Here is a 20,850-nt window from a genome sequence, read left to right on the forward strand (position 1 = left end):
GCGCGCGCGCAGGGCGGTCGGGCGGCGTCAGGCCGCCTGGTAGCGAGGCGCCGGCTCGCCGGTCTGCGTCGCGGCGAACAAGGTGGCGCGGGCGGCGTCATAGGTCTCCCACAGCGCCCGGTCGTGGACCGACGGCAGCGTGATGGCTTCACCCTGATCGAAGCCTGCCAGGGCCGCATCGACCATGTCTTCCGCGGTCATCACCACTGCCGGGTCGAACGCTGAAAGCGGCATGCCGGCGAACTCGTAGAATTCGGTGGCGGTCGCGGCAGGAAGAACGAGCTGCAGCCTGACGCCGGTTCCGGCAAGCTCCTCCTGCAGGCCACGGCTGAAGTTCACCACATAACCTTTGGTGCCGCTGTAGAGGGCGGTGATCGGCAGCGAGTGCAGCGCCAGGACCGAGGCTATGTTGATTATCGCCCCGGCGTTGCGCGACAGGAATGCCGGCAGCGCCGCTCGCGTCAGGCGCGTCAGCGCCGTGATGTTGAGCGCGATTGTCGACGCGGCATTCTCGTCGGACGTGTTTATCGTCGATCCGAGCGTGCCGTTACCGGCGTTGTTCACAAGCAGGGTGATGGCGGCGTTGGTGGCGAGCACCTTCTCGACACGCGCCAAGCCCTCCTCCTTGGTCAGGTCGGCGCCGATCACCTCGACCTTGGCGCCATAGGCCCGCGACAGCTTTGCCGAGAGGGTTTTCAGGCGTTCGGCGCGGCGCGCCACAAGCACAAGATCATAACCACGGGCAGCGAGGCGGTCGGCATAGACGGCGCCGATGCCGGCGGAGGCGCCGGTGACGACGGCGATCGGCTTGGAAGCGGAGTTCAACATGGGTTATCTCCTGAAAGTTGAGGGCTCAAATGTTGAGCGCTCAACCAACTAGCCAAATCTGCGCCCCTTTGCAATGCTTCAGCCCTCAACTATTTTGTAAGGATGAAAAAAGCAGTCGAATCGTTCGCATCGCTAAAAGGTCGGGGCGAGCCAGACGCGGAAGCGCCCGGCATGCCGAACGATTTCGTCTGCATCAATTCGTCGCTGCGCCGTGCGGCGCGGCGGCTTGGCCAGTTGTATGACGTGGCGTTGGTCCCAACCGGGCTGACGTCAACGCAAACCCTTCTGCTCGGCCAGATCGATGGGCTCGAGGCCGCTTACGGCGAGGACGGGCCGACGCTGCAGGTCCTCGCCGGCCGCCTGGCGATCCAGATCTCAGCGCTGACGCATGCCCTGCGGCCGCTTGTGCGCGACGGTCTGGTCGAGGTCCGCCACGATACCCACGATCGGCGAACCAAGCATGCTGTGCTGACGCCGCTCGGCAAAGCGCGATACCAGCAGGCATATGTCGTGTGGGTCGAGGCCAACCGGCGCGTCGAGGCGATTTTGGGGGCGGCCGCGGCCGAAAAGCTGAGGAGCCTCGCCGACGATGTCGCCTCGCAGGACTTTCTCGACGCCTATGTTTCGGGCGCGAAGCCGCCGAGCAGCACCGAATCGTCGGAGTGTTAAAGCGCCGCGCGCCCTTTGGGACGCGCTATGGACGGTCTGATTTTGCGCGACCGGCAACCGCTCGGATGCAGGCGGACGACAATCTGTGCTAAAGTGACCCTATGAAAGCATGGCTGGAAGCGGCAAAAAGCCGGGCCCGCGACATCAAGCTTGATGTCGTCGCCCTGTGGTTCGCCGCACGCGATCCTCAAGTGCCCTGGTTTGCAAAGTTCGTTGCCGGAATGATAGCCGCCTATGCGCTTTCCCCAATCGACCTGATCCCGGATTTCATTCCGGTGCTCGGTTATCTCGACGACCTGATCATCGTACCGCTCGGCGTGATCCTGGCCATAAGGCTTGTTCCGCCGCCGCTGATGGACGAGTTTCGAGCGCGGGCGGCCGCGCTCGAAACTCACCCGCAAAGCAGGACGGGAATGTTCTTTGTCGTGGCGCTCTGGCTGGCTTTGGCAGCTTTGCTGATCTGGGCGTTCTGGCCCACCCACGCCAAATAGTCCGATCAGGCTTGCACTTGAAATCGCCTTGCCTGCTGCGCCGGCGGCCTAAAACCCAAGCGCCAGCCACGCCGTCCCGGCAAGCAGCGTAACCAGCGTCAGCGGCAGCCCGACCTTGAAGAAGGCGGCGAACGACAGAGGCGTGCCGGAGACCCGCGCGTACTCGGCGACGATCAGATTGGCGACTGAACCGAGCAGCGTGAAATTGCCGGCCAGCGTCGAGCTCATCGCGACGACCAGCCAGGCGCGCTCGGGGTCTTCCAGGCCGGGTATGAACGGCCGCAGCGCCAGCACAGCCGGAACATTGCTCATGATGTTGGATAGTACCGCGGTGAAGCCGGACAGCCGCCAGACGTCGTCCAGCCCGAGGCCTTTTGCCGAGGCTATGATGTCGGGCGTGAGCAGCGTCTTCTCGGCGCCGGCGACGACGATGAACAGGCCGGCGAACATGAACAGCAACGGCCCGTCGATCTCGCGGTAGATGCGCGCCGGCTTTATGGCACGGGTCACGAGAAGAATGGCCCCGCCGATGAGCGCCGCCTTGGCGACCGGAACGCCGGCAAAGAAGGCGATCGCCAGTCCGATGCAGACCACCACCGCCTTGAGTACCTGGCCCGGCAACATGCGGCCGCGATAGACTTCGGGGCTGAGTTCGGCCTTGCGCGCGAACTCGGCGCGATAGACGATGCGCACGATGACGACGACGGCGACGAGGCCGAACAGCGCGACCGGCGCAAGGGCCGCCGAAAAGGCCGGATAGGAAATCCCCGACAGCGCGCCGATGACCATATTCTGCGGGTTGCCGGTGATGGTGGCGACACTGCCGCAATTCGACGCCGTAGCGGTGGCGATCAGATAGGGGACAGGGTTTCGGTTGATGACGCGGGTGACGTGGACGACGATCGGCGCCATGACCAGGCAGATCGCGTCGTTGACCAGGAACGCCGACAGCACCCCGGTCAGCAGCGTCACCATCACAAGCAGCATGAACGGCGCATGCGCATGCTCGATGGCAATGGCGCCGAGCGCACGGAAGGCGCCCGAGACTTTCAGATGCGCCACGACGATCATCATGCCGAGCAACAGCGTGATCGTGTCGAAACTGATGGCGCGGTATGCGTCCTCCAGGCTGAGTGCGCCGATGGCGATCATCGCCGCACCGCCGAGCAGCGCGATGCCTGCCCGGTCGAGGCGCAAGCCGGGGAACCTGCCGACGGCGACGCCGGCATAGGTCAGGATCAGGATCAGCAGTGCCGCCGCGCCCATCAAAGTCATTCGTGGAAAAGCCCCGTTCAGATCCGCCCTGCCCCAGGCCCTAAGGGCAGCCGGCGCAAGCTGTGATTCCTGCCGCCATACTCACCCGAACTCAATCCGATCGAGCGAGCCTTTTGGCAACATCAAAGATTGATGTGACACGCGCGCCGTCGAACCATTGGCGGCACATCGGCCAACAGACAATCACACGGGCAGAATATCTCGTAAAACGCCGGGTAGGGTTCCGTCAAAAGATGAAAGGTTTGGAAGACGCCCAAGCTCATCGAAATCGTGGGCTCTATCATGCCCTGAACACTCGGCTGACGCGGGGAACAAGCAGCCGATTGCGGAGTTGGAACGGCGGTAGAGGTTTGCCGGTATGAGACCCACTCCCGTGCTGCAGTACATTTATAGGATAATTGCTCGCGACGTTTTTCTCGTGCTTGCGCGTGACGCTCTTTGCGCGGCGTGGCCGCAATGACGCAGCGCGATCGTAACGCCACTTCACCACGGGAAGACAAGAAGGACGGCATAGGGCGAGCACTTGGACTCGGCCTTATCACCGGCGCCGCCGACGACGATTGCTCGGCGATCGGCACCTATGCAAGTGCCGGCGCGCGCTTTGGCCCGGACCTGCTTTGGACCGCTCCTGTAACGCTGCCGATGATGTACACGGTCGTGTATCTCTCGTCGAAGCTTGGACAGGTTTCGGGCCGCGGCCTCTTTCATGCGATCAAGGACTTCTACCCCCGGTGGCTGCTCTGGGCTGTTCTTGTGGGCGTGCTGATCGGCAACACGATCGAAGCAGCCGCCGATCTCGGCGGCATGGCTGCATCCATCAACATCTTCCTTCCTGTTCCGATCCCCCTCATTGTGATTGTAGTCGCGGCCGCGATCTTTGCTCTCCAGCTTTGGGGCTCTTACACGCTCATACGCAACATCTTCCGCTGGCTCGCGCTGGCCCTGCTTGCCTATGTCGGCTCGGCCATCATGGCGAAGCCGGATGCGGCAGCCGTGCTGTGGGGAACCCTTGTTCCAAAAATCCAGTTCAGCCGCGAGTTCCTGTCCATTCTGGTGGCCATCATCGGCACCACCCTTTCAGCCTATCTCTACACCTGGCAGTCGAATGAGGAGGTGGAGGAAGAGATTGCCGAGGGGAGAACGACGCTGAGGAAGCGCAAGGGCGCCACGGACGGTGAACTGCGCCGCTCCCGCCGCGATATCCTGATCGGCATGATTTTTTCCAACCTCATCATGTACTTCATCATCCTGTCGACAGGGTCTACGCTCTATGAAGCCGGTGAGCACGACGTCGAGACCGCCGCTCAAGCAGCCGAAGCTCTCAAGCCGCTCGCTGGTGCAGCCGCCGGCGTACTGTTCGCTGCCGGCGTGATCGGGGTCGGGTTCCTTGCCGTTCCGGTCATGACGACAGGTGCCGCATACGATCTGGCGCAGGCGGTCGGGTGGGAGCACAGCCTTCATGCCAAGCCGCGTGAGGCGCCAAAGTTCTATATCGCGATCGGCGCCTTCACGCTGATTGCTGTTGGCCTGAATTTCCTGGGTTTCAACCCAATGAAGGCGCTCGTCTGGTCCGGTATCGTGCAGGGCTTTTCCACGCCGCCACTGCTTCTTCTTATCATGCTGATGACAAACAACCGGCGGATCATGGGAGACAAGGTCAACAGCCGGACAACCAACGCCCTGGGATGGGCTACTACGATCGCAATCTTTTCCGCCTCTTTGGGGCTGGTGGCGACCTGGTTTATCTAGGTCACCATGACACTCGCGCTCGAGTCCGGCAATTCGAGCTCACTTTCAATGAAGGAGTTGGCAATGAAGGAGTTGGTCTGCACATCTGCCGCAGCTACCGCGCTCCCGGCGGCATGGCCAAGTGCGCGTGCTTGTGGAAGATCGCAATCTTGTCGGGATAGGTAATCCGGATCTCGCGTCCGCATCCCTCGCACTTGTAATGGGAAACGACCTGAAACCAGCGGCCGTTCTTGATGACGGTGAAGTTGCACTGCGGGCATTGGAAAGTCAGGCCAACAGAGAATAGGCTGGGTGACAGGGACATTGCAGCACTCCTTGTCAGTCCGGCGGATCGACGACGAAGGATGCGGCAATCAAATCGTCGGCATCGATTCTGCCCTTGCCGTCCTCCAGGACTGCTGCGACCTTTCGAAAGGTCTTCAGTTCGTTTTCGGTAATCCGGGCGCCGCGCATCCTCTCAGCGAGGTCAGCCACGCGTATTCGCAGCGCCTGCGACGCTCCAATCTCACGGTTCGACATGGTGATCACATTCCTCGTCGCTCGACTTCCCGCCGCACCTTTCGGCACGGCGGGTCCAGTCGCTTAGCTCATTCGATGACTTTGATGATCTTGCGCGTGCCCGGGTCAACCACAACGGTCCGGTTGTCGACCACCACGTAACGGTATTTTGTGTCGGGGACTTCATGAAGTTCGACGGTTTCGGGCAAGGTTGAGCCGATATTGAGCTCCACTCCAGGGATTTTCACCGATGCCAGCGGCTGCTTTTTGACATATTCCCTGATGACGGTCTCCTGTTCAGGCTCGATGACTACGTCCTGAGCGGCAGCGGCGCCGATACCGGCCAGCAACAGAAACCCAGCGGCTGCAGTGGAAAGACGCATACTCATAAGTGCCTCCTTGATGTGAGCTCTATCGCGCTGAACGGCATCGTCTTCGCGCCAGGCTCACCAAACCTCAGGCAGCCGCAAACGTTCCTTGGTTGGGCTTCGGTCTGATTCGAGACGGGACCTAAGTCTCACCTGTTTTCGCGTAATAGCCCGGATACCCCGCCACCCGGAACTGCGGCTGCTCGTAGCAGTTGCTAGCTGTGAGCTCACGCAAGGAGCCGATGGAAAACAGCGTCCACCAAGCCCGCTGGTTACTCGCTGCGGTCTTCGCCGTCTCCATCACGTTGCTGGCGAACGGTCGTTAGCCAGGGAACCCGCCGGACTTTGACGATTGGACCAAGAATGAACCGAGATCTGCGCAGCTACGTCCCTTCCTGCGCTGATAAGGACTACCCGCCATTCCTCATTTGGCGGGTGGTCCACAATCACGGCCAAGTCCACCCGGGCGAGGCCTGTCAGCGGTTCAAGGTCGCGAGGGCAGCATCACCTCACATCAGGTCTTCGGCAACCCCGTCGAATTTCCTGAGGCCTGCGCTTGTAGGCTTTTGCCTGAGAAGGCCCTGTTCAGATGCGGCCGCCTCGAAAGCAGCGAACGCAGCTTGATGACTGCAATGTCCGGCCAGGCATTCCTCGATCATTCGGATCGCTTCAAGTCGGGACGGCTTATCCATGGATGGCCATGGTTGCTTCAGCGCTTTCGCAGCGTCGGCTATCGACGCGATCGCCATCGCTTTGCCATTCAAGGTGATTGAAATCGGGGTGAACGCCGTCATTTTTAAAGCTCGCCGGGATTGAAGGCGGCTAAACGCAAAGACAAGGCAGTGGTTGCATGGTTGTGAATTCAGAGCGCCGCTGTCCGAAACGATCGAGGCTGAACACGCACGTCCGATAGCCTTGATCGTTTCGGCGGCGCCCGCGCTGAAGTCCTGCCTGGATTCGACCGGGAAGCCCCATCGTCCTTAACCGAACTGAAAACCAGCCCAGCAGCAAATACCGTGGAACCTTTCAAAGCCGCATGCCTTGTCCGTTCTCCATGGAAGGAGGTGCGAAATGAGCCTTGACATAGGAAAAGTCGCCATAGCCTTGCTTGGCCTGCTTGCCTACAAGAATAGGGACAAGATCGGCGAGTTAATCGCCGGTAGGAACTCGACAGATGCCAAAAACGCTGGCTCCACCGGCGGGCTCGGCGACATCCTGGAGCGTCTCAAGAATGCGGGTGCGGGCGATCAAGTCGATTCTTGGGTTGGTACAGGATCGAATCGCCCCGTTCAGCGCGACCAGGTCGAGAAAGCGATCGACCCGCAAACGTTGAGCGATCTCGCCGAGCAAACCGGATTGTCCCGCGAGGAACTTCTCGACCGGCTCACAAGTGAACTGCCCGACGCAGTGGACAAGCTTACTCCCGACGGCCAGATGCCTGTGAGTAAAGGTCCAAATCTCCTCGACGAGGCACCTGGAGCCAGTCGCACTTAGCACCAAGCTGAAAAATGAAAGCCCGCGCCTCCGGGCGAGGACGCGGGCCGATCAGCGCATCGCCTATACTAGCCCAGAATGGACCCTGAAAATGCTGGCGATCCCGACAGGATTCGAACCTGTGACCATCGGCTTAGAAGGCCGGTGCTCTATCCAGCTGAGCTACGGGACCGCTGGCCGACGCCAAGGCCGGCTAATTTATGCGCTGGGACGGCTGCCCGGCATTTGCCGGTCAATGCGTCCAGGGCGTCCTGCGGTCATAGCGGAAATTCTCCGCATAGGAAATCTGGCGGCGCTTGGATTCCTTCGGCTCCTCGACGCGATAGGCCAGCCCCTCTTTCTCCGCATAGGCCACCGCCTCTTCCCTTGTGTCGAAGGTGAGCCTGATCTGGCTCCGCATGTCACCTGACGTGGTGTAGCCCATCAGCGGATCGATTTTCTTGCGCATCTCGGGATCGAATTCCAGCACCCAGTGGCCAGTCTTGGCCTTGCCGGACTGCATCGCGGTTTTGGCTGGGCTGAAAATGCGCGCGGACATGAACACCTCGTTGCTACGTGCAAGCGGCACCGCCGCTGTATTCCCGTCATTACTGCGCAATGCCGCCGGCGGCAAGGCCGAGCCTGCCGTGCCCCTTCACGGCGGGCCACCGACGATGATGGCGCGAGGTGACGGCCGTGGACAGGACGACCGAGATCGCACCGGGCGTTTTCTTCCCGGCGGGGACGTTTTATCCGGGTTAACGGCAGCGTGGTGAATGGATGGTCGGAGTGGAGAGATTCGAACTCCCGACCCTCTGGTCCCAAACCAGATGCGCTACCAGGCTGCGCTACACTCCGAGTCCTTGGCGGCGTATAGGGTTCCGGACTTGGCTGCGCAACCCCTAAAAGACGAAAACGGAACAAACGGCAGGCCGAGTCGAGAGCGGGGTGGGAAATGCCGGCCGAGCCTGCCCGCCTGAAGCTTGCGAAGCGTCAGCCCTGGATAAACGCCAGAAGATCCGGATTGATGATCTCCGGGTGGGTGGTGCACATGCCGTGCGGCAGGCCCTCGTAGACCTTGAGCGTGCCGTGCCTCACGAGCCCGGCGGCAAGCAGGGCTGAGTCGGCAATCGGCACGATCTGGTCATCATCGCCGTGCATGATCAGGACGGGCACGTCGATCTTCGTCAGGTCTTCCGTGAAGTCGGTCTCGGAAAAAGCCTCGATGCAGTCGTAGTGAGCCTTGGCTCCGCCCATCATGCCCTGGCGCCACCAATTGTCGACAGCCCCTTGCGAGACCTTGGCGCCCTCGCGATTGAAGCCGTAGAACGGGCCGGCCGGCACATCCCTGTAGAACTGGGCGCGGTTGGCGACCAAAGCGGCACGGAAGCCGTCAAAGACCTCGATCGGCAGGCCGCCGGGGTTGCTGTCGGTCTTGAGCATGATCGGCGGCACCGCGCCGATCAGCACCGCCTTGGCGACGCGTCCCTCGCCACCGTAGCGGGCAACGTAACGCGCCACCTCGCCGCCGCCGGTCGAGTGGCCGATATGGACGGCGTTCTTGAGATCAAGGTGAGCGACCAGAGCCGCGACATCGGCGGCATAGGTGTCCATCTCGTTACCGGTTGCCGTCTGTGTCGAGCGACCGTGCCCGCGCCGGTCATGCGCGATGACGCGATAGCCCTTGTCGAGGAAGAACAGCATCTGGTTGTCCCAGTCATCGGCGCTGAGCGGCCAGCCGTGATGGAACACGATTGGCTGGCCTGTGCCCCAATCCTTGTAAAAAATCTCGGTGCGGTCCTCGGTGGTGAATGTGCTCATCGTCTTACTCCTTGCTGCAATTGGCTGAATTGGTGGGGAAGGTTCGTTCCTTCTGTGGACAACCTATTGCAACCGAGTCATGGTGAGAATTGGCAAAACAGACATTGAACGTGGCAAAACTGACAGGTGATTGCGCTGTCTGACCGGGTTGAAATCGGGCTTGTTGTGTATCGCGGCGTTCAGCAAGCGGCAGTTCTCGGTCTGACCGACCTGTTTCAGCTGGCCAACCGGCTGGCTGCCGACCGGTCGCCGGACGGGCTGAGGCTTCGCGTCAGCCATTGGCAGTGGCAGGAGGCGAGCCAAACCGTCATCCGCAGCTTCGACAGCGAGCCCGGCCCCGGCCATGGACCTGCCATGGTCATCTTGCCTCCGACCCTGGGTGATCCGATCCCTCGCGAGACGGCCGCGCCCTACGCCGACTGGCTCAGGGCTCGTCATGCGGCGGGCGCGACGCTCGGCTCGGTCTGCGCCGGCGCCTTCGTGCTTGCCGAGGCTGGCCTGCTATCCGGTCGTGCGGCGACCACGCACTGGGCCTATCGCGACGCGCTGGCGATACGCTTTCCCGACATCGTGCTGGATGCCGACAAGCTGGTCATCGACGACGGCGACATCATCACCGCCGGCGGCTATATGGCCTGGACCGACCTTGGCCTGAAACTCGTCGACAGGGTGCTTGGGCCGACCGTCATGATGGACACCGCCCGTTTCATGCTGGTCGACCCGCCGGGACGCGAGCAACGCTTCTACAGCCCCTTTGCTCCCAGGCTGAACCATGGCGACGAGGCCATCCTCAAGGTGCAGCACTGGCTCCAGGCGAGAGGCGCGCGCGACGTGACGCTTGCCACCATGGCGGAGCATGCGGCCTTGGAGGAGCGGACTTTTTTGCGCCGCTTTCGCAACGCCACCGGCCTCAAGCCGACCGAGTATTGCCAGCACCTGCGCGTCGGCAAGGCGCGTGAGATGCTGCAAGCGACGACCCGATCCATCGACCAGATCGCCTGGGATGTCGGCTATGACGATCCCGGCTCCTTCCGCAAAGTGTTCGCCAGGATAACCGGCCTGGCGCCGGGCGACTACCGCAGACGCTTCGGCGCGGAACGAGCGGCGGTGGTGGGCGTAGGGAGTTGAGTTATCACCTCGTTGAAGGCAAGCTCGCCGGGAAGAGAACCCCAACCGCCCATCTCCCGGCGAGCCTACAACCTGATTTGGAACGCAATCAGGACCGGGTTTAGCCGGCAAGCTTGCATGTGCAAGAGAGATGCCAGTCAATGTTTCCCGAAATGGGACACCGGCCGGAGCTTTTTTCCTTCTCCCCTTGGGGGAGAAGGTGGATCGGCGCGCAGCGCCGAGACGGATGAGGGGTGCTGGAAGAAATGAGGCGTTGGTGTTCCCTGGAACACCCCTCATCCGACCGAGCTTCGCTCGGCCACCTTCTCCCACAAGGGGAGAAGGAAGAACCGCGCCCAGCCGTCACCGGCATCGCGCTGGATTCCTTCTTAACCTTCTCCCCTTGTTGTGGGAGAAGGGAGGTTCTCCCACCGCCTAAATCTCGAACTCGCCCTGCCCCTCATCCATGGCGCTGACGGTTTCTGCGGCGAGCGCCCTTGTGATCGGCGTCTTGCGCTCCAGTGCCGTGCGGTCGAGCCGCTCGACCACGCGCATCGCGGTGGCCAGCGAGCGCTCGATGCGGCGCACCAGATATTGCACGACATGCGGCTCGACCTCGACCTGGCGGTCGGCGAATAGTTTGGTGATGACACCGGCCAGCAAGAGATCGTCGGGCTCGTGGATCTCGACCATCGCCGCCGCCTTCAGCCGCGACGCGAGGTCGGGGAGCCTGACACCCCAGGCGGACGGAAAGCGCCGCGCGGTCAAGAGCAAGGTCGAGCCGGCCGCGCGCACCGCGTTGATCAGATGGAACAGCCCCTCTTCATCGACCGGACCGGCATCGACATCGTCGATCAGGGCCGGCCGCGCGCCGAGGCTCGCCATGCAGTCGCCGATCCGACCGGCGTCGACCTTCACCGCGCCAGCGCGGGCGCGCCAGATCGACGCCAGATGGGTTTTTCCACAGCCTGCGGGGCCAGCGAGCACGACCACCGGCGACGGCCAGTCCGGCCAGCGATCGACCAGCGCCACCGCCTGGCTGTTGGTGCCTGAGACGACGAGTTCGTCGCGCGAATAGCCGGTTCCGTGGCCGAGATCGAGCGGCAACTGGCGCGGCGGGTCGATCTTGTTGTCCGGCATCTGGCTCAACTGCGCGGCCCACCGCTCCCGCGGCGACGCGCCGGCAGCGGCGGCACAGGTTCGGTGTTGTGGCCCTTGTAGAGCGGCGACTCGAGATAGCGGGCGATGGCAAAGCGCACCAGGACGGCAACGGCAGCCGAGGCCGGCACGGCGATCAGCAAGCCGACGAAGCCGAACAGCGCGCCGAAAGCAAACAGCGAAAACATCAGCCACACCGGATGCAGGCCGACGCTTTTTCCCACCAGCCTCGGCTGCAGGATGTTGCCCTCGATGAACTGGCCGACGAAGAACACGCCGGCCACCGCCGCGACCATGGTCCAGTCCGGCCAGAACTGGACGAAGGCGACGCCGACGGCCAGCACCAGCCCGGTCAGCGAGCCGACATAGGGGATGAAGGAGATCAGCCCGGCGAACAGGCCGATGAGGATGGCGAAATTCAAACCGGTCAGCGTCAGCCCGGTGGCGTACATGGCACCCAGTACCAGGCACAGCGTGCCCTGACCGCGCACAAAGCCGGCGGTGGCGGTGTTGATGTCGTTGGCGATCGCCCTGACGGTCTGGACATAATCGCGCGGCACCCAGCTGTCGACAATCGTCACCATGCGATCCCAGTCGAGCAGCATGTAGAAGGCGACGACGGGCGTGACGACGAACAGACTGACCACCGAGACCAGCGCCACGCCGGAACTCCAGATCGAGGTGAACACCGTGGTCAGCAGGCCGAAGCCGGAGGTCAGCAGCGAGTTCAACCCTTCGCGCAGGCCATTGGCGTCGACGCCGAATTGCTCTTCCAGCCATCTCGGATCGAAGCTGGTGATCAGGCTCTGCAGCCGGGTCAGGTATTCCGGCAGCTTGCTGGCAAAATCGGCCATCTGCGAAGCCAGCACCGGAATGAGGATGACGAAGGCCAGCACCAGAACGACGATGAAGGCAAACAGGATGACAATCGTCGCCATCAGCCTGGACAGGCCGAGCCGCTGCAGCCGGTCGGCGACCGGGTCGAGAAAGTAGGCGAGCACCATGCCGGCGACGAACGGCAGCAGGATGCCGCTGAAGACATAGAGGAAGACCGCGAGGATGATGGCGCTGATCAGCCAGAAGCGGATTTGGCGCCGAAACACGCCGGACGCGGCCGCATCGGCAGCGGCAGCTTCGGCTGCCGCGTCGATGTTCTGGTCAGGTATCCGGTTTGGAGCCTTCGCCATAGCCGCTCATATGCCTCAGCCAAGCCACGAGATAGGCCGCGGCCGAAGCCACGGTCAAGACCCCGGACAGCAATATGAGCACCGGCCTGAGCGGATCGAGATCGATGGCGAGGGCCAGTTCGCCCAGCACCACCGCCGCCAGCCCGATCTGGACGGCGGTGTTGGCCTTCGACACGAACAGCGGCTTCATCTCGACCGGGTGGGCCATGACGGTGGACAAAACGACGGCGCAGACGATCAGCGCATCGCGCGACACCATGGTGACGACCAGCCACAGCGGCAATTCACCGATGAAGCCCAGCACCACGAACACCGAGACCAGCAGCAATTTGTCGGCCATCGGATCGAGATAGGCGCCAAGCTGCGAAAACTGGTTGAAATGGCGGGCGATGAAGCCGTCGACGCCGTCGGAAATGCCGGCGATCAGGAAGCCGGCGAAAGCCCAGTCCCAGCGCCCCTGCAGCATGGCCAGCACCACGCCCGGCACCAGCACGAAACGCATGATCGTGATCATGTTGGGGATGGTCAAACGCATGTCCCGTCGCTTCTGTTTTGATGATACATGATAGAGATGAGAGGCTACGGCAAGTGAGAGCGACGCAGATGCTGCCAATCTCCGCTTGTGGGGAGAGATTGGCTATCTTCAAGGCCTTCGCCATCGCCAATGTTGGAGATTTGCCTGAGGCCTCGTCCACGATTTTATGGTGCCGAAAATGCCTGAGCCAGCCGTTATCCTTGCGAGGCGCAGCCGTTCATGCGAAGAGCCCCGGAAAGCAGGAAAGAGTGATGAGCAAGCGCAAGAACGGGCTCACCTATGCCGAGGCAGGTGTCGACATCGATGCCGGCAACCTCATGGTCGAGAAGATCAAGCCGCTGGTGCGCGCGACGCGCCGGCCGGGCGCCGATGGCGAGATCGGCGGCTTCGGCGGCCTGTTCGACCTCAAGGCCGCCGGCTTCACCGACCCGGTGCTGGTCGCCGCCAATGACGGCGTCGGCACCAAGCTGAAGATCGCCATCGATGCCGGCAAGCACGACACGATCGGCATCGACCTCGTCGCCATGTGCGTCAACGACATCGTCGTGCAGGGCGCCGAGCCCTTGTTCTTCCTCGACTATTTCGCCACCGGCAAGCTCGATCCCGACCAGGGTGCGGCGATCGTCGGCGGCATCGCCGAGGGCTGCCGGCAGGCCGGATGCGCGCTGATCGGCGGCGAGACGGCGGAAATGCCCGGCATGTATCACGGCAACGACTACGACCTCGCCGGCTTTGCCGTGGGCGCGGCCGAACGCGGCCAGTTGCTGCCGACCGACGACATCGTCGAGGGCGACGTGCTGTTGGGGCTGGCCTCGACGGGCGTGCATTCAAACGGCTTTTCGCTGGTCCGCCGCATCGTCGCCACCAGCCGCCTTGCGTGGACCGATCCAGCGCCCTTCAACGATGAAGCCACGCTGGCCGAGGCGCTGCTCGAGCCGACCCGCATCTACGTCAAGTCGATCCTCAAGGCGATCCGTAACACGCATGGCATCAAGGCGCTGGCCCATATTACCGGCGGCGGTTTCCCGGAAAACATCCCGCGCGTCCTGCCGAAGGATTTTTCGGCCGAGCTCGACCTCGACGCCATCGAGGTGCCGGCGGTGTTCTCATGGCTGGCCAAGACCGGCGGCGTGGCGCCCGACGAGATGATGCGCACCTTCAACTGCGGCGTCGGCATGATCCTCGCCGTCGCCTCCGGCCAGGCGGCACAGGTCGCGGCCGTGCTGCAGGAGGCCGGCGAGAGCGTGACGCCGATCGGCCGCATCGTGCCGCGCCGCGACGCCGGCGTGATCTATCGGGGCGCGATCGGCCTATGAGCATGCGCAAACGCACGGTGGTGCTGATTTCGGGACGCGGCTCCAACATGACGGCGCTGATCGCCGCGGCCAGCAACCCGGACTATCCGGCCGAGATCGTCGGCGTCATTTCCGACCGGGCCAATGCCGCCGGTCTCGGTATCGCGACGGCGCGAGGCATCGCCACCAAGGTGATTTCGCGGGCCGACTATACCAGCAAGGAAGCGCATGACGGGGCAATCGACGCCGCGCTTGCCTCGCTCGGCGCCGAGATCGTGGCGCTAGCCGGTTATATGCGCATTCTCGGCGCGCGCTTCGTCGAGAAATGGCTGGGCCGGATGATCAACATCCACCCTGCCCTGCTGCCCGCCTTCAAGGGGCTGGATACGCATGCGCGCGCCTTGCGCGCGGGCATACGCATCCATGGCTGCACGGTGCATTTCGTCACGCTGGACATGGATGACGGCCCGATCATCGCCCAGGCCGCCGTGCCGGTGATGGTCGGCGACAATGAGGACATGCTCGCCGCGCGTGTGCTGAAGGCCGAGCACCGGCTTTATCCGCTGGCGCTCGGGCTGGTCGCCGAAGGCAAGGCGCGGATGGAAGGCGGCCGCACCGTGCTTGCCCACTTCGCCGACGATGCCGACAACAGCACCTCGGTGATCATGGCGCCCGATCCGCTGCGCGAGGAAACCGACCTCGAGCAGCTGGCGCGCATCACGCCCTGAGCAGGAGGAGGCCGGCATGGCGACAACGAAGCAACTCCTTCTTCTGCGTCATGCCAAGTCGAGCTGGGACGATCCTGACCTCATCGACTTCGACCGGCCGCTTTCCGGGCGCGGGCTGAAGGCCGCCCCGCTGGTCGGTCGCGAACTGGCCAGCCAGGGCTGGCTGCCCGATCTGGCGCTGGTATCGCCAGCGCTGCGCAGCCGCGACACATGGCGGCTGGTCTCGGCGGAACTGCCCGCGAAAACGCCGGCCAAATTCGTCCAGGCGCTCTACGAGGCCAGCGCGGCAGACGTTCTCGCCAAGGTCCGGCAGGCAAATGCGGCAACAATCAGCCTCTTGGTGCTCGGCCATAATCCCGGCCTGGAGGAATTCGCGCGCCGACTTGCCGGCGCCGGGTCGGATGCCGCGGCACTCAAAAAGCTTGAAGAAAAATTCCCGACAGCGGCTCTTGCCCGCTTCGTTTTCGACGGTGACTGGGCGCGGCTGGCCCTCGGCGATGCGCGGCTGACACGCTGCGTTTGGCCGAAGGATCTGCGCTAAACGAGGGCTGTGACTTGATATGCAAAAGCAAGAACGGCGGACAAGCCCGCCGCTCTTTGCGTTCCGCAGCTTGAGGATTTAGCGGCCCCAGTTGCCCCGGCCGGACTGAGGCACGACCGGTTCAGTCGTGCCGGGCTGGGTCGTCGCGTTGGTATTGACGGTATTGTGCTCCGCCGTAAACGGCTTGCGAATCGAACCCGTGAACGTGCTGTCGATATTTCCAACGGGCGCATTGCCAGCAGGCGCGGCCGGCTGGTTGACGCCGTCCGAACCATAATGGTCGCTGCCGGCAAAGGCGCTGCCTGTGGCAATGAGGATGGCGGCAGCGGTGAAAGCAATCTTGGTCATTTCAGGTACTCCAGTACTTTCATACTTTCAGTGTTGTTGTCCGTCTGGTGGCGTGCCTTGGGAGGATTTCGCGTCGCTCGGACCACCCCGAGGTGGGTTGGCCCTGCAGCAGTTTCCAATCACAAAGATGTTCCGGCCACGCCCTGAACCGGGTGCTTGAAATCCGCTAAAAGGCTTCCTTCGCCATGATTTTTCACATTCTCTTCAATACGTTAGGCAAATACGCCTGCCGCGTGTCGCGGCCATCTGCTGAGCCGGCGTTCACTGTGTCATGCACGATCCGTCAATAGAAAACGAACCGATCGGTTCGATTTTTCCGCTGACGCGCGAAGTGAAGTCATACAGCTGCCGGCTTCGTTTGCCGCTTAGACGTGCACGTCGCCAAAAGAGAGTTCGCCGTCGTCGCTGGCGGTCAGGAACGCCGTGACCAGCAGGCCGGCATAGAAGGCTGCGACCAGCATGACGATGACCAGGCCGGGAATGGGCCCCAGAGCAGCGCCGGCAACCGCCTCGCGCACCGAACTGACGAAGTCGATGCGGACACCTTCGGTTAGAAGACTGGGGGTCGACAGTTTCAGGATCCAGGCCAACAGCAGGATCAGCAGCATGTGGATGTAGTTTCGACGCAGACGGCGCGCCAACGCCGCTCGTTGCGAAATGAGGAATTTTGGAGTGCGCAGACTTTCGCCGACGACCAACAGCCAATCGGACGCGAAGTCCGGCTGCGGCGAGAATATCTGCGCGAAATAGTGCCGTTCGAACTGGCGCACTCTGGCCCGGTAAACGTCGAAGAAGCGATATCGCCGCGCTTCTATCCACAGCAGCAACAGGACAAGCAGCATGGCAAAAAGCAGTACGCCGTGATGCGCGCTGGCCGTCGAAAGCGAGATCGACAACATTGCCGCGACGACCGTTATCGCCCAATTGCTCGTCCGGTCCAGGCGGTCGCGCCACCCCGTCATGCGCAGAATCTCGGCGCGATGAAAATGCGCCATCGTGGTCACGAGTTCGCCGGGCGAAAGCGTCCTTCCAACGGGGGCCGGCGCTGCCAACGCTTCTGCCATCACCATGTCTCCACCGCCACGCAAAAACGGCTAGTTGGGCATATCGTTCCGACGCTTCACTTTGCCGGGCGCAGCCACACCTTGTTGTCGTGGAACGCCGCACCGCCATAGGGCGCCGGCGCGTCGGCGCCGGTCAGGACGTTGATGCCCTCGCCGCGCTCGTGGGCGCTGTTGGGCCAGATGCCTTCGGCGACCACGACGCCGCGCTTGACGCCGTCGAACAATCTTGCGTGCAGCACGACTTCGCCGCGTGCATTGCCGATCTCGACGCGGTCGCCATTGGCCAGCCCACAGGCTGCCGCATCGTCCGGATGCAAAAGCAGTTCCGGCCGTCCCTCCTTGGCCTTCGACACCGGCGTCTCGGAAAAGGTCGAGTTGAGGAAATTGCGCGCCGGCGAGGTGGCCAGCCGGAACGGATGCGCAGCATCCGCCACCTCGATCAGATCGACGTGGTCGGGAAATTCCGGCAGGCTTGCCACCGGCCCGAACAGGCCCATGCTTTTCGGCGGCCGGTTGGGCGCCGCCTGCCCGGTCCAGTCGGCGCGAAAGCGGAATTTTCCGTCCGCGTGGCCGAAGCCGTCGATAAAATGCGCCGCTTCGAAAGCCGGCTGCAAATCGAGCCACTTTTGTTCCTTGAGGCTCGAAAAACTGCCCAGCCCGCGCTTGCCCAAAATGATGTCGATATGCTGCTGCTCGGTCATGCCGAAGCCAGGCCTGTCGCCAACACCGAGCCTTTTGCCGAGTTCCTCGATGACGAAATGGTTGCTGCGCGGCCCTTCCGGCGGGTCGATCAGCTTCGGCCCGAGCGTGATGTGCTGATTGCCGCCACCCTTGTAGACGTCGTCATGCTCTAAAAACATCGTCGCCGGCAGCACGACATCTCCGAGTTTTGCGGTGTCGGTCATGAACTGTTCGTGCACGCAGGAAAACAGGTCGTCGCGCAAAAAACCCTGCTTCACCAGCCGCTGCTCCGGCGCGACATTGACCGGATTGGTGTTCTGGATCAGCAGCGCCGTCACCGGCGGGCCGCCATAGAGCGCATCCTCAGCGCCGGTCAGCACCGGGCCGATGCGCGAATGGTCGAGATGGCGGATCGCCGGGTCGCGCATCCGCGTGCCTTCCAGCAGTTCCTGGTTCAGCTTGAAGATGCCCGAATTGGAATGGAAGGCGCCGCCGCCCTCATATTGCCAGCAGCCGGTGACCGCGGCGATCGAGGCGGCGGCATGCATGTTGACCGAGCCGTTGCGCTGCCGCGAAAAACCGTAGCCGAGGCGGAAATAGGTTTTCTTGGTAGTGCCAACGAGACGGGCGAAGGCTTCGATCTCATCGACGGAAAGCCCGGTGATATCAGCCGCCCATTGCGGCGTCCTCGTCTGAAGATGCGCTTCCAGACCGTGCGGATCGTCGGTGTATTTTGCCAAATAGGCGCGGTCGGCCATGCCGTCACGGAACAGCACATGCATCACCGCGCAGGCCAGCGCACCGTCGGTGCCGGGCTTCAGCACCAGGCCGAGATCGGCCTGCTTCATCGTCGCGTTCTCGTAGACGTCGATGACGACGATCTTGGCGCTGCGCTCCTTGCGCGCCTTGATCGCGTGGGTCATGACGTTGACCTGGGTGACCACGGCATTGGTGCCCCAGACCACCACGCAGTCGGACTTGGCCATCTCGCGCGGGTCGGGACCGCGCAGCGCGCCGGCCCCCATCATCCAGCCGGTCCAGGCCAGATTGGTGCAGATCGAACCGAAAAAGCCGGAATATTTTTTCGCGTGGCGCAGCCGCTCGATGCCATCGCGCTGCACCAGTCCCATCGTGCCGGCATAGTAATAGGGCCAGACCGTCTCCGAGCCATATCTTGCCTCGGCCGCGATGAATTTTTCGGCGACCAAGTCGAGTGCGGCCTCCCAGCTCGCGTCCTTCCAAAGGCCCTCACCCTTGGCGCCCGCCCGGATCAGCGGTTTCAGCAAGCGGTCGGGATGATGGACGCGGTCGGCATAACGGGCGACCTTGGCGCAGATGACGCCAGCCGTGTAGCTGTTGGCCTTGGCGCCATGGACGCGGCCGATGCGCTTGCTGTCGAGCAGCTCGACCTCGAGCGCGCAGGTCGACGGGCAATCATGCGGACAGGCCGAATGGCCGATCCTGAGCTTGGCGTGTTGATTCATGGGAGCAGACTAGTCGGTTGCGAAAGCGGCGTGTAGGGCCAGATGCAGCGCTAACTTGCTTCTCCTTGCTGAGGCAAGCTGAAAATCTGGCGACCACCAGCGCGGAGCCGTTAGAACTGCGTCGTCAACGCCGTCAGCCACTCGGGCGAAGCGTTGACGAGTGCGGTTTCCAACGCCTTGTCGAACCCAGACAGAATCGCGGCGGCGGTCATCACCAGCAAGACGCCGAAGGCGACCTTCAACCCGCTGCCGGCGCTGGCGATGTGGCTGCGCCAACTCAGCAAGGTCTCGCGGGACAGTAGTCCGAGGATCAGCAACGGCACGGCAGCACCGAGACCAAACAGGACCATGGTGACCCCAACCTGGCCAAGGTCTTGGCCCTGCGCTGCAAGGACGGAAGCGGCACCGAGAGTCGGGCCAACGCAAGGGCTCCACACCGCGCCGAGCAGCAGACCGACGCCGAACTGCCCCCAAAGGCCAACGGATGAAAAGCCGCCAAACCGCTGCTCGACCCAGTTGCCGGCCGGACCGGCCGCAAGCGCGATATGCGCCTGGAGTGGCGGCACGATCAATATCGTGCCGAGGACGAGCATCAGAACTGCGGCGGCGCTGCGAAAGACACCGCCGTCAAGCCCGACGGAGAACCCGATCGTGGCGACGAAAAGCCCTATGGCCGTGAAGGATATGGCAAGTCCTGCGGCCAGCGCGATGGGGCCATAGCGATGCTGACTGACGGCAGCACCGAGCACGATCGGGATCAGCGGCAGCACGCATGGCGACAGCGTCGACAGCACCCCGGCCAGGAACGAAAATATGAAGCCGAGTAGCATCTCCGCCGCTCAGATCGTTTTATCAAGCAATTGCTTGATGGCATCCGCCTTGGTCACGCCAACAAGCCGACCGACTTCCGTTGCGCCCTTGAAGGTGATCAGCGTGCTCTGCATCCGCGCACCAAGAGCCCGAACAACCTCTTTTTGGGAATCGAAATCGACTTCGAAAACGGCCAGGTTTGCGTGCTCGGGCGCAGGCAGCAACTTGCCGAGCACCCGCTTCTGCGCCTTGCAGATCGGACACCAGCTGGCGGTGATCTCGACCAGGATCGGCTTGCCTGCCTTTTGCGCCTTTTCGAAGGCCTGCCGTGTGTAGGCCATGCGGCTGGCAGCCAGCGCCGCCGGAGCCGAGGCGAGGCCTGATATTGCGGTCAGGCCGATGAGGAAGGTGCGACGGTCTAGCATTTCTTGACTCCTGAAGGTATCGGCGGGCAAGTAATCCCGCCATGGCGGACATGAGGATACGGTCCGTTGTTCGCGCCAGCGACGGCGAACGTTACAGGCTCACGGTAATGTTACCGAGGCCGCCCTTCGCTTGTGTCCACTTGCAGTGGCGCAAGCGCCTATCTCCCCCCTTGAGGGGGAGATGTCGCCGAAGGCGACAGAGGGGGTCGCGGGGGGGGGGGGGGGGGCCGGGGGGGGGGCGGGGGGACACCCGGGGGGGCGACGCGCGGCCCCCCCCCCCGCCCCGGCCGGCCACAAACCCCCCACGGGGGGGGG

The 20,850-nt window shown here is 63.0% G+C and carries 25 protein-coding genes, 2 tRNA genes and 1 pseudogene; 10 read left to right on the forward strand and 18 right to left on the reverse strand.

Annotated features, from left to right (window positions below):
- Positions 1 to 27 precede the first annotated feature (27 nt).
- Positions 28 to 828 (reverse strand): SDR family NAD(P)-dependent oxidoreductase, encoded by an 801-nt coding sequence (locus tag AC0L2A_RS27050; RefSeq protein ID WP_473611419.1) that lies wholly within the window; start codon positions 826 to 828, stop codon positions 28 to 30.
- A 171-nt stretch (positions 829 to 999) separates the two neighbouring features.
- On the opposite strand from AC0L2A_RS27050, the gene AC0L2A_RS27055 reads away from it, so the two are divergent.
- Positions 1,000 to 1,497 carry a MarR family winged helix-turn-helix transcriptional regulator gene (locus tag AC0L2A_RS27055; protein ID WP_473611420.1) on the forward strand — a complete coding sequence of 166 codons (498 nt, stop codon included), beginning with the start codon at positions 1,000 to 1,002 and terminating at the stop codon, positions 1,495 to 1,497.
- Positions 1,498 to 1,598: 101 nt separating this feature from the next.
- Positions 1,599 to 1,988, forward strand: coding sequence for a YkvA family protein (locus AC0L2A_RS27060; RefSeq protein ID WP_473611421.1), 390 nt, complete (start codon positions 1,599 to 1,601; stop codon positions 1,986 to 1,988).
- A 48-nt stretch (positions 1,989 to 2,036) separates the two neighbouring features.
- Here the strand turns inward: AC0L2A_RS27060 and AC0L2A_RS27065 are convergent, their stop codons facing one another.
- Complete coding sequence (locus tag AC0L2A_RS27065; protein ID WP_023800630.1) at positions 2,037 to 3,263, reverse strand: anion transporter; 1,227 nt, start codon at positions 3,261 to 3,263, stop codon at positions 2,037 to 2,039.
- A gap of 25 nt (positions 3,264 to 3,288) precedes the next feature.
- On the opposite strand from AC0L2A_RS27065, the pseudogene AC0L2A_RS27070 reads away from it, so the two are divergent.
- Positions 3,289 to 3,377: pseudogene (locus AC0L2A_RS27070) on the forward strand (transposase); the annotation flags it as partial.
- Positions 3,378 to 3,719: 342 nt separating this feature from the next.
- On the forward strand, positions 3,720 to 5,012 hold the full coding sequence (locus tag AC0L2A_RS27075) for an Nramp family divalent metal transporter (RefSeq protein ID WP_473611423.1): 1,293 nt from the start codon (positions 3,720 to 3,722) through the stop codon (positions 5,010 to 5,012).
- Positions 5,013 to 5,106: 94 nt separating this feature from the next.
- On the opposite strand, the gene AC0L2A_RS27080 is transcribed toward AC0L2A_RS27075, so the two are convergent.
- The 4 genes from AC0L2A_RS27080 to AC0L2A_RS27095 form a co-directional block, all read right to left on the reverse strand.
- The gene (locus tag AC0L2A_RS27080; protein WP_473611424.1) at positions 5,107 to 5,316 is read right to left on the reverse strand and encodes a hypothetical protein; all 210 of its coding nucleotides are present in this window, start codon (positions 5,314 to 5,316) and stop codon (positions 5,107 to 5,109) included.
- 14 nt (positions 5,317 to 5,330) lie between these two features.
- Positions 5,331 to 5,531 (reverse strand): hypothetical protein, encoded by a 201-nt coding sequence (locus tag AC0L2A_RS27085; protein ID WP_023800633.1) that lies wholly within the window; start codon positions 5,529 to 5,531, stop codon positions 5,331 to 5,333.
- A gap of 68 nt (positions 5,532 to 5,599) precedes the next feature.
- On the reverse strand, positions 5,600 to 5,899 hold the full coding sequence (locus AC0L2A_RS27090) for a DUF1236 domain-containing protein (protein ID WP_023800634.1): 300 nt from the start codon (positions 5,897 to 5,899) through the stop codon (positions 5,600 to 5,602).
- 488 nt (positions 5,900 to 6,387) lie between these two features.
- Positions 6,388 to 6,627: a DUF982 domain-containing protein gene (locus AC0L2A_RS27095; RefSeq protein ID WP_473611442.1), complete on the reverse strand. Its 240-nt coding sequence runs from the start codon at positions 6,625 to 6,627 to the stop codon at positions 6,388 to 6,390.
- Here AC0L2A_RS27095 and AC0L2A_RS27100 point away from each other — a divergent pair.
- Positions 6,569 to 6,694 (forward strand): hypothetical protein, encoded by a 126-nt coding sequence (locus AC0L2A_RS27100; RefSeq protein ID WP_473611443.1) that lies wholly within the window; start codon positions 6,569 to 6,571, stop codon positions 6,692 to 6,694. The genes AC0L2A_RS27095 and AC0L2A_RS27100 overlap by 59 nt on opposite strands.
- Before the next feature lie 255 nt (positions 6,695 to 6,949).
- Positions 6,950 to 7,372, forward strand: a complete 423-nt coding sequence (locus AC0L2A_RS27105) for a YidB family protein (RefSeq protein ID WP_027152614.1) — start codon at positions 6,950 to 6,952, stop codon at positions 7,370 to 7,372.
- 95 nt (positions 7,373 to 7,467) lie between these two features.
- Here the strand turns inward: AC0L2A_RS27105 and AC0L2A_RS27110 are convergent.
- The 4 genes from AC0L2A_RS27110 to AC0L2A_RS27125 all read right to left on the reverse strand — a co-directional run bounded on the left by AC0L2A_RS27110 (position 7,468) and on the right by AC0L2A_RS27125 (position 9,172).
- Positions 7,468 to 7,544, reverse strand: a tRNA-Arg gene (locus AC0L2A_RS27110).
- Positions 7,545 to 7,604: 60 nt separating this feature from the next.
- A complete protein-coding gene (locus tag AC0L2A_RS27115) occupies positions 7,605 to 7,910 on the reverse strand; it encodes an ETC complex I subunit (RefSeq protein WP_027152615.1) in 306 nt (101 codons plus the stop codon).
- Positions 7,911 to 8,132: 222 nt separating this feature from the next.
- Positions 8,133 to 8,209, reverse strand: a tRNA-Pro gene (locus tag AC0L2A_RS27120).
- A gap of 135 nt (positions 8,210 to 8,344) precedes the next feature.
- On the reverse strand, positions 8,345 to 9,172 hold the full coding sequence (locus AC0L2A_RS27125; protein WP_208602468.1) for an alpha/beta fold hydrolase: 828 nt from the start codon (positions 9,170 to 9,172) through the stop codon (positions 8,345 to 8,347).
- A gap of 126 nt (positions 9,173 to 9,298) precedes the next feature.
- Here AC0L2A_RS27125 and AC0L2A_RS27130 point away from each other — a divergent pair, with 126 nt between their 5' ends.
- Entirely contained in the window at positions 9,299 to 10,300 is a 1,002-nt protein-coding gene (locus tag AC0L2A_RS27130; protein ID WP_473611425.1) for a GlxA family transcriptional regulator, read from the forward strand.
- A gap of 414 nt (positions 10,301 to 10,714) precedes the next feature.
- On the opposite strand, the gene hdaA is transcribed toward AC0L2A_RS27130, so the two are convergent.
- The 3 genes from hdaA to AC0L2A_RS27145 are packed head-to-tail and all read right to left on the reverse strand — an operon-like array spanning position 10,715 to position 13,153.
- Entirely contained in the window at positions 10,715 to 11,419 is a 705-nt protein-coding gene (gene hdaA, locus AC0L2A_RS27135; RefSeq protein WP_023800641.1) for a DnaA regulatory inactivator HdaA, read from the reverse strand.
- A gap of 5 nt (positions 11,420 to 11,424) precedes the next feature.
- On the reverse strand, positions 11,425 to 12,624 hold the full coding sequence (locus AC0L2A_RS27140; RefSeq protein ID WP_023800642.1) for an AI-2E family transporter: 1,200 nt from the start codon (positions 12,622 to 12,624) through the stop codon (positions 11,425 to 11,427).
- Positions 12,596 to 13,153 (reverse strand): CDP-alcohol phosphatidyltransferase family protein, encoded by a 558-nt coding sequence (locus AC0L2A_RS27145; protein ID WP_023800643.1) that lies wholly within the window; start codon positions 13,151 to 13,153, stop codon positions 12,596 to 12,598. The genes AC0L2A_RS27140 and AC0L2A_RS27145 overlap by 29 nt, the downstream gene beginning before the upstream one ends.
- A gap of 257 nt (positions 13,154 to 13,410) precedes the next feature.
- Here AC0L2A_RS27145 and purM point away from each other — a divergent pair, with 257 nt between their 5' ends.
- From purM to AC0L2A_RS27160, 3 genes are read left to right on the forward strand one after another with little or no spacing between them, the layout of a single operon-like run.
- A complete protein-coding gene (gene purM / locus AC0L2A_RS27150) occupies positions 13,411 to 14,475 on the forward strand; it encodes a phosphoribosylformylglycinamidine cyclo-ligase (protein WP_473611426.1) in 1,065 nt (354 codons plus the stop codon).
- Entirely contained in the window at positions 14,472 to 15,182 is a 711-nt protein-coding gene (gene purN, locus AC0L2A_RS27155; protein ID WP_473611427.1) for a phosphoribosylglycinamide formyltransferase, read from the forward strand. The genes purM and purN overlap by 4 nt, the downstream gene beginning before the upstream one ends.
- Before the next feature lie 16 nt (positions 15,183 to 15,198).
- Positions 15,199 to 15,723 carry a SixA phosphatase family protein gene (locus AC0L2A_RS27160; protein WP_473611429.1) on the forward strand — a complete coding sequence of 175 codons (525 nt, stop codon included), beginning with the start codon at positions 15,199 to 15,201 and terminating at the stop codon, positions 15,721 to 15,723.
- A gap of 78 nt (positions 15,724 to 15,801) precedes the next feature.
- On the opposite strand, the gene AC0L2A_RS27165 is transcribed toward AC0L2A_RS27160, so the two are convergent.
- From AC0L2A_RS27165 to AC0L2A_RS27185, 5 genes are all read right to left on the reverse strand, one after another.
- Complete coding sequence (locus tag AC0L2A_RS27165; RefSeq protein WP_473611431.1) at positions 15,802 to 16,071, reverse strand: DUF680 domain-containing protein; 270 nt, start codon at positions 16,069 to 16,071, stop codon at positions 15,802 to 15,804.
- A 365-nt stretch (positions 16,072 to 16,436) separates the two neighbouring features.
- The gene (locus tag AC0L2A_RS27170; RefSeq protein WP_473611432.1) at positions 16,437 to 17,135 is read right to left on the reverse strand and encodes a DUF2270 domain-containing protein; all 699 of its coding nucleotides are present in this window, start codon (positions 17,133 to 17,135) and stop codon (positions 16,437 to 16,439) included.
- Positions 17,136 to 17,191: 56 nt separating this feature from the next.
- The gene (locus AC0L2A_RS27175; RefSeq protein WP_473611434.1) at positions 17,192 to 19,300 is read right to left on the reverse strand and encodes a molybdopterin-containing oxidoreductase family protein; all 2,109 of its coding nucleotides are present in this window, start codon (positions 19,298 to 19,300) and stop codon (positions 17,192 to 17,194) included.
- A gap of 110 nt (positions 19,301 to 19,410) precedes the next feature.
- On the reverse strand, positions 19,411 to 20,130 hold the full coding sequence (locus AC0L2A_RS27180; RefSeq protein WP_473516042.1) for a cytochrome c biogenesis CcdA family protein: 720 nt from the start codon (positions 20,128 to 20,130) through the stop codon (positions 19,411 to 19,413).
- A gap of 9 nt (positions 20,131 to 20,139) precedes the next feature.
- Positions 20,140 to 20,535 carry a thioredoxin family protein gene (locus AC0L2A_RS27185; RefSeq protein ID WP_473611435.1) on the reverse strand — a complete coding sequence of 132 codons (396 nt, stop codon included), beginning with the start codon at positions 20,533 to 20,535 and terminating at the stop codon, positions 20,140 to 20,142.
- Positions 20,536 to 20,850 lie beyond the last annotated feature (315 nt).

Source organism: Mesorhizobium sp. WSM4844 (assembly GCF_055811775.1).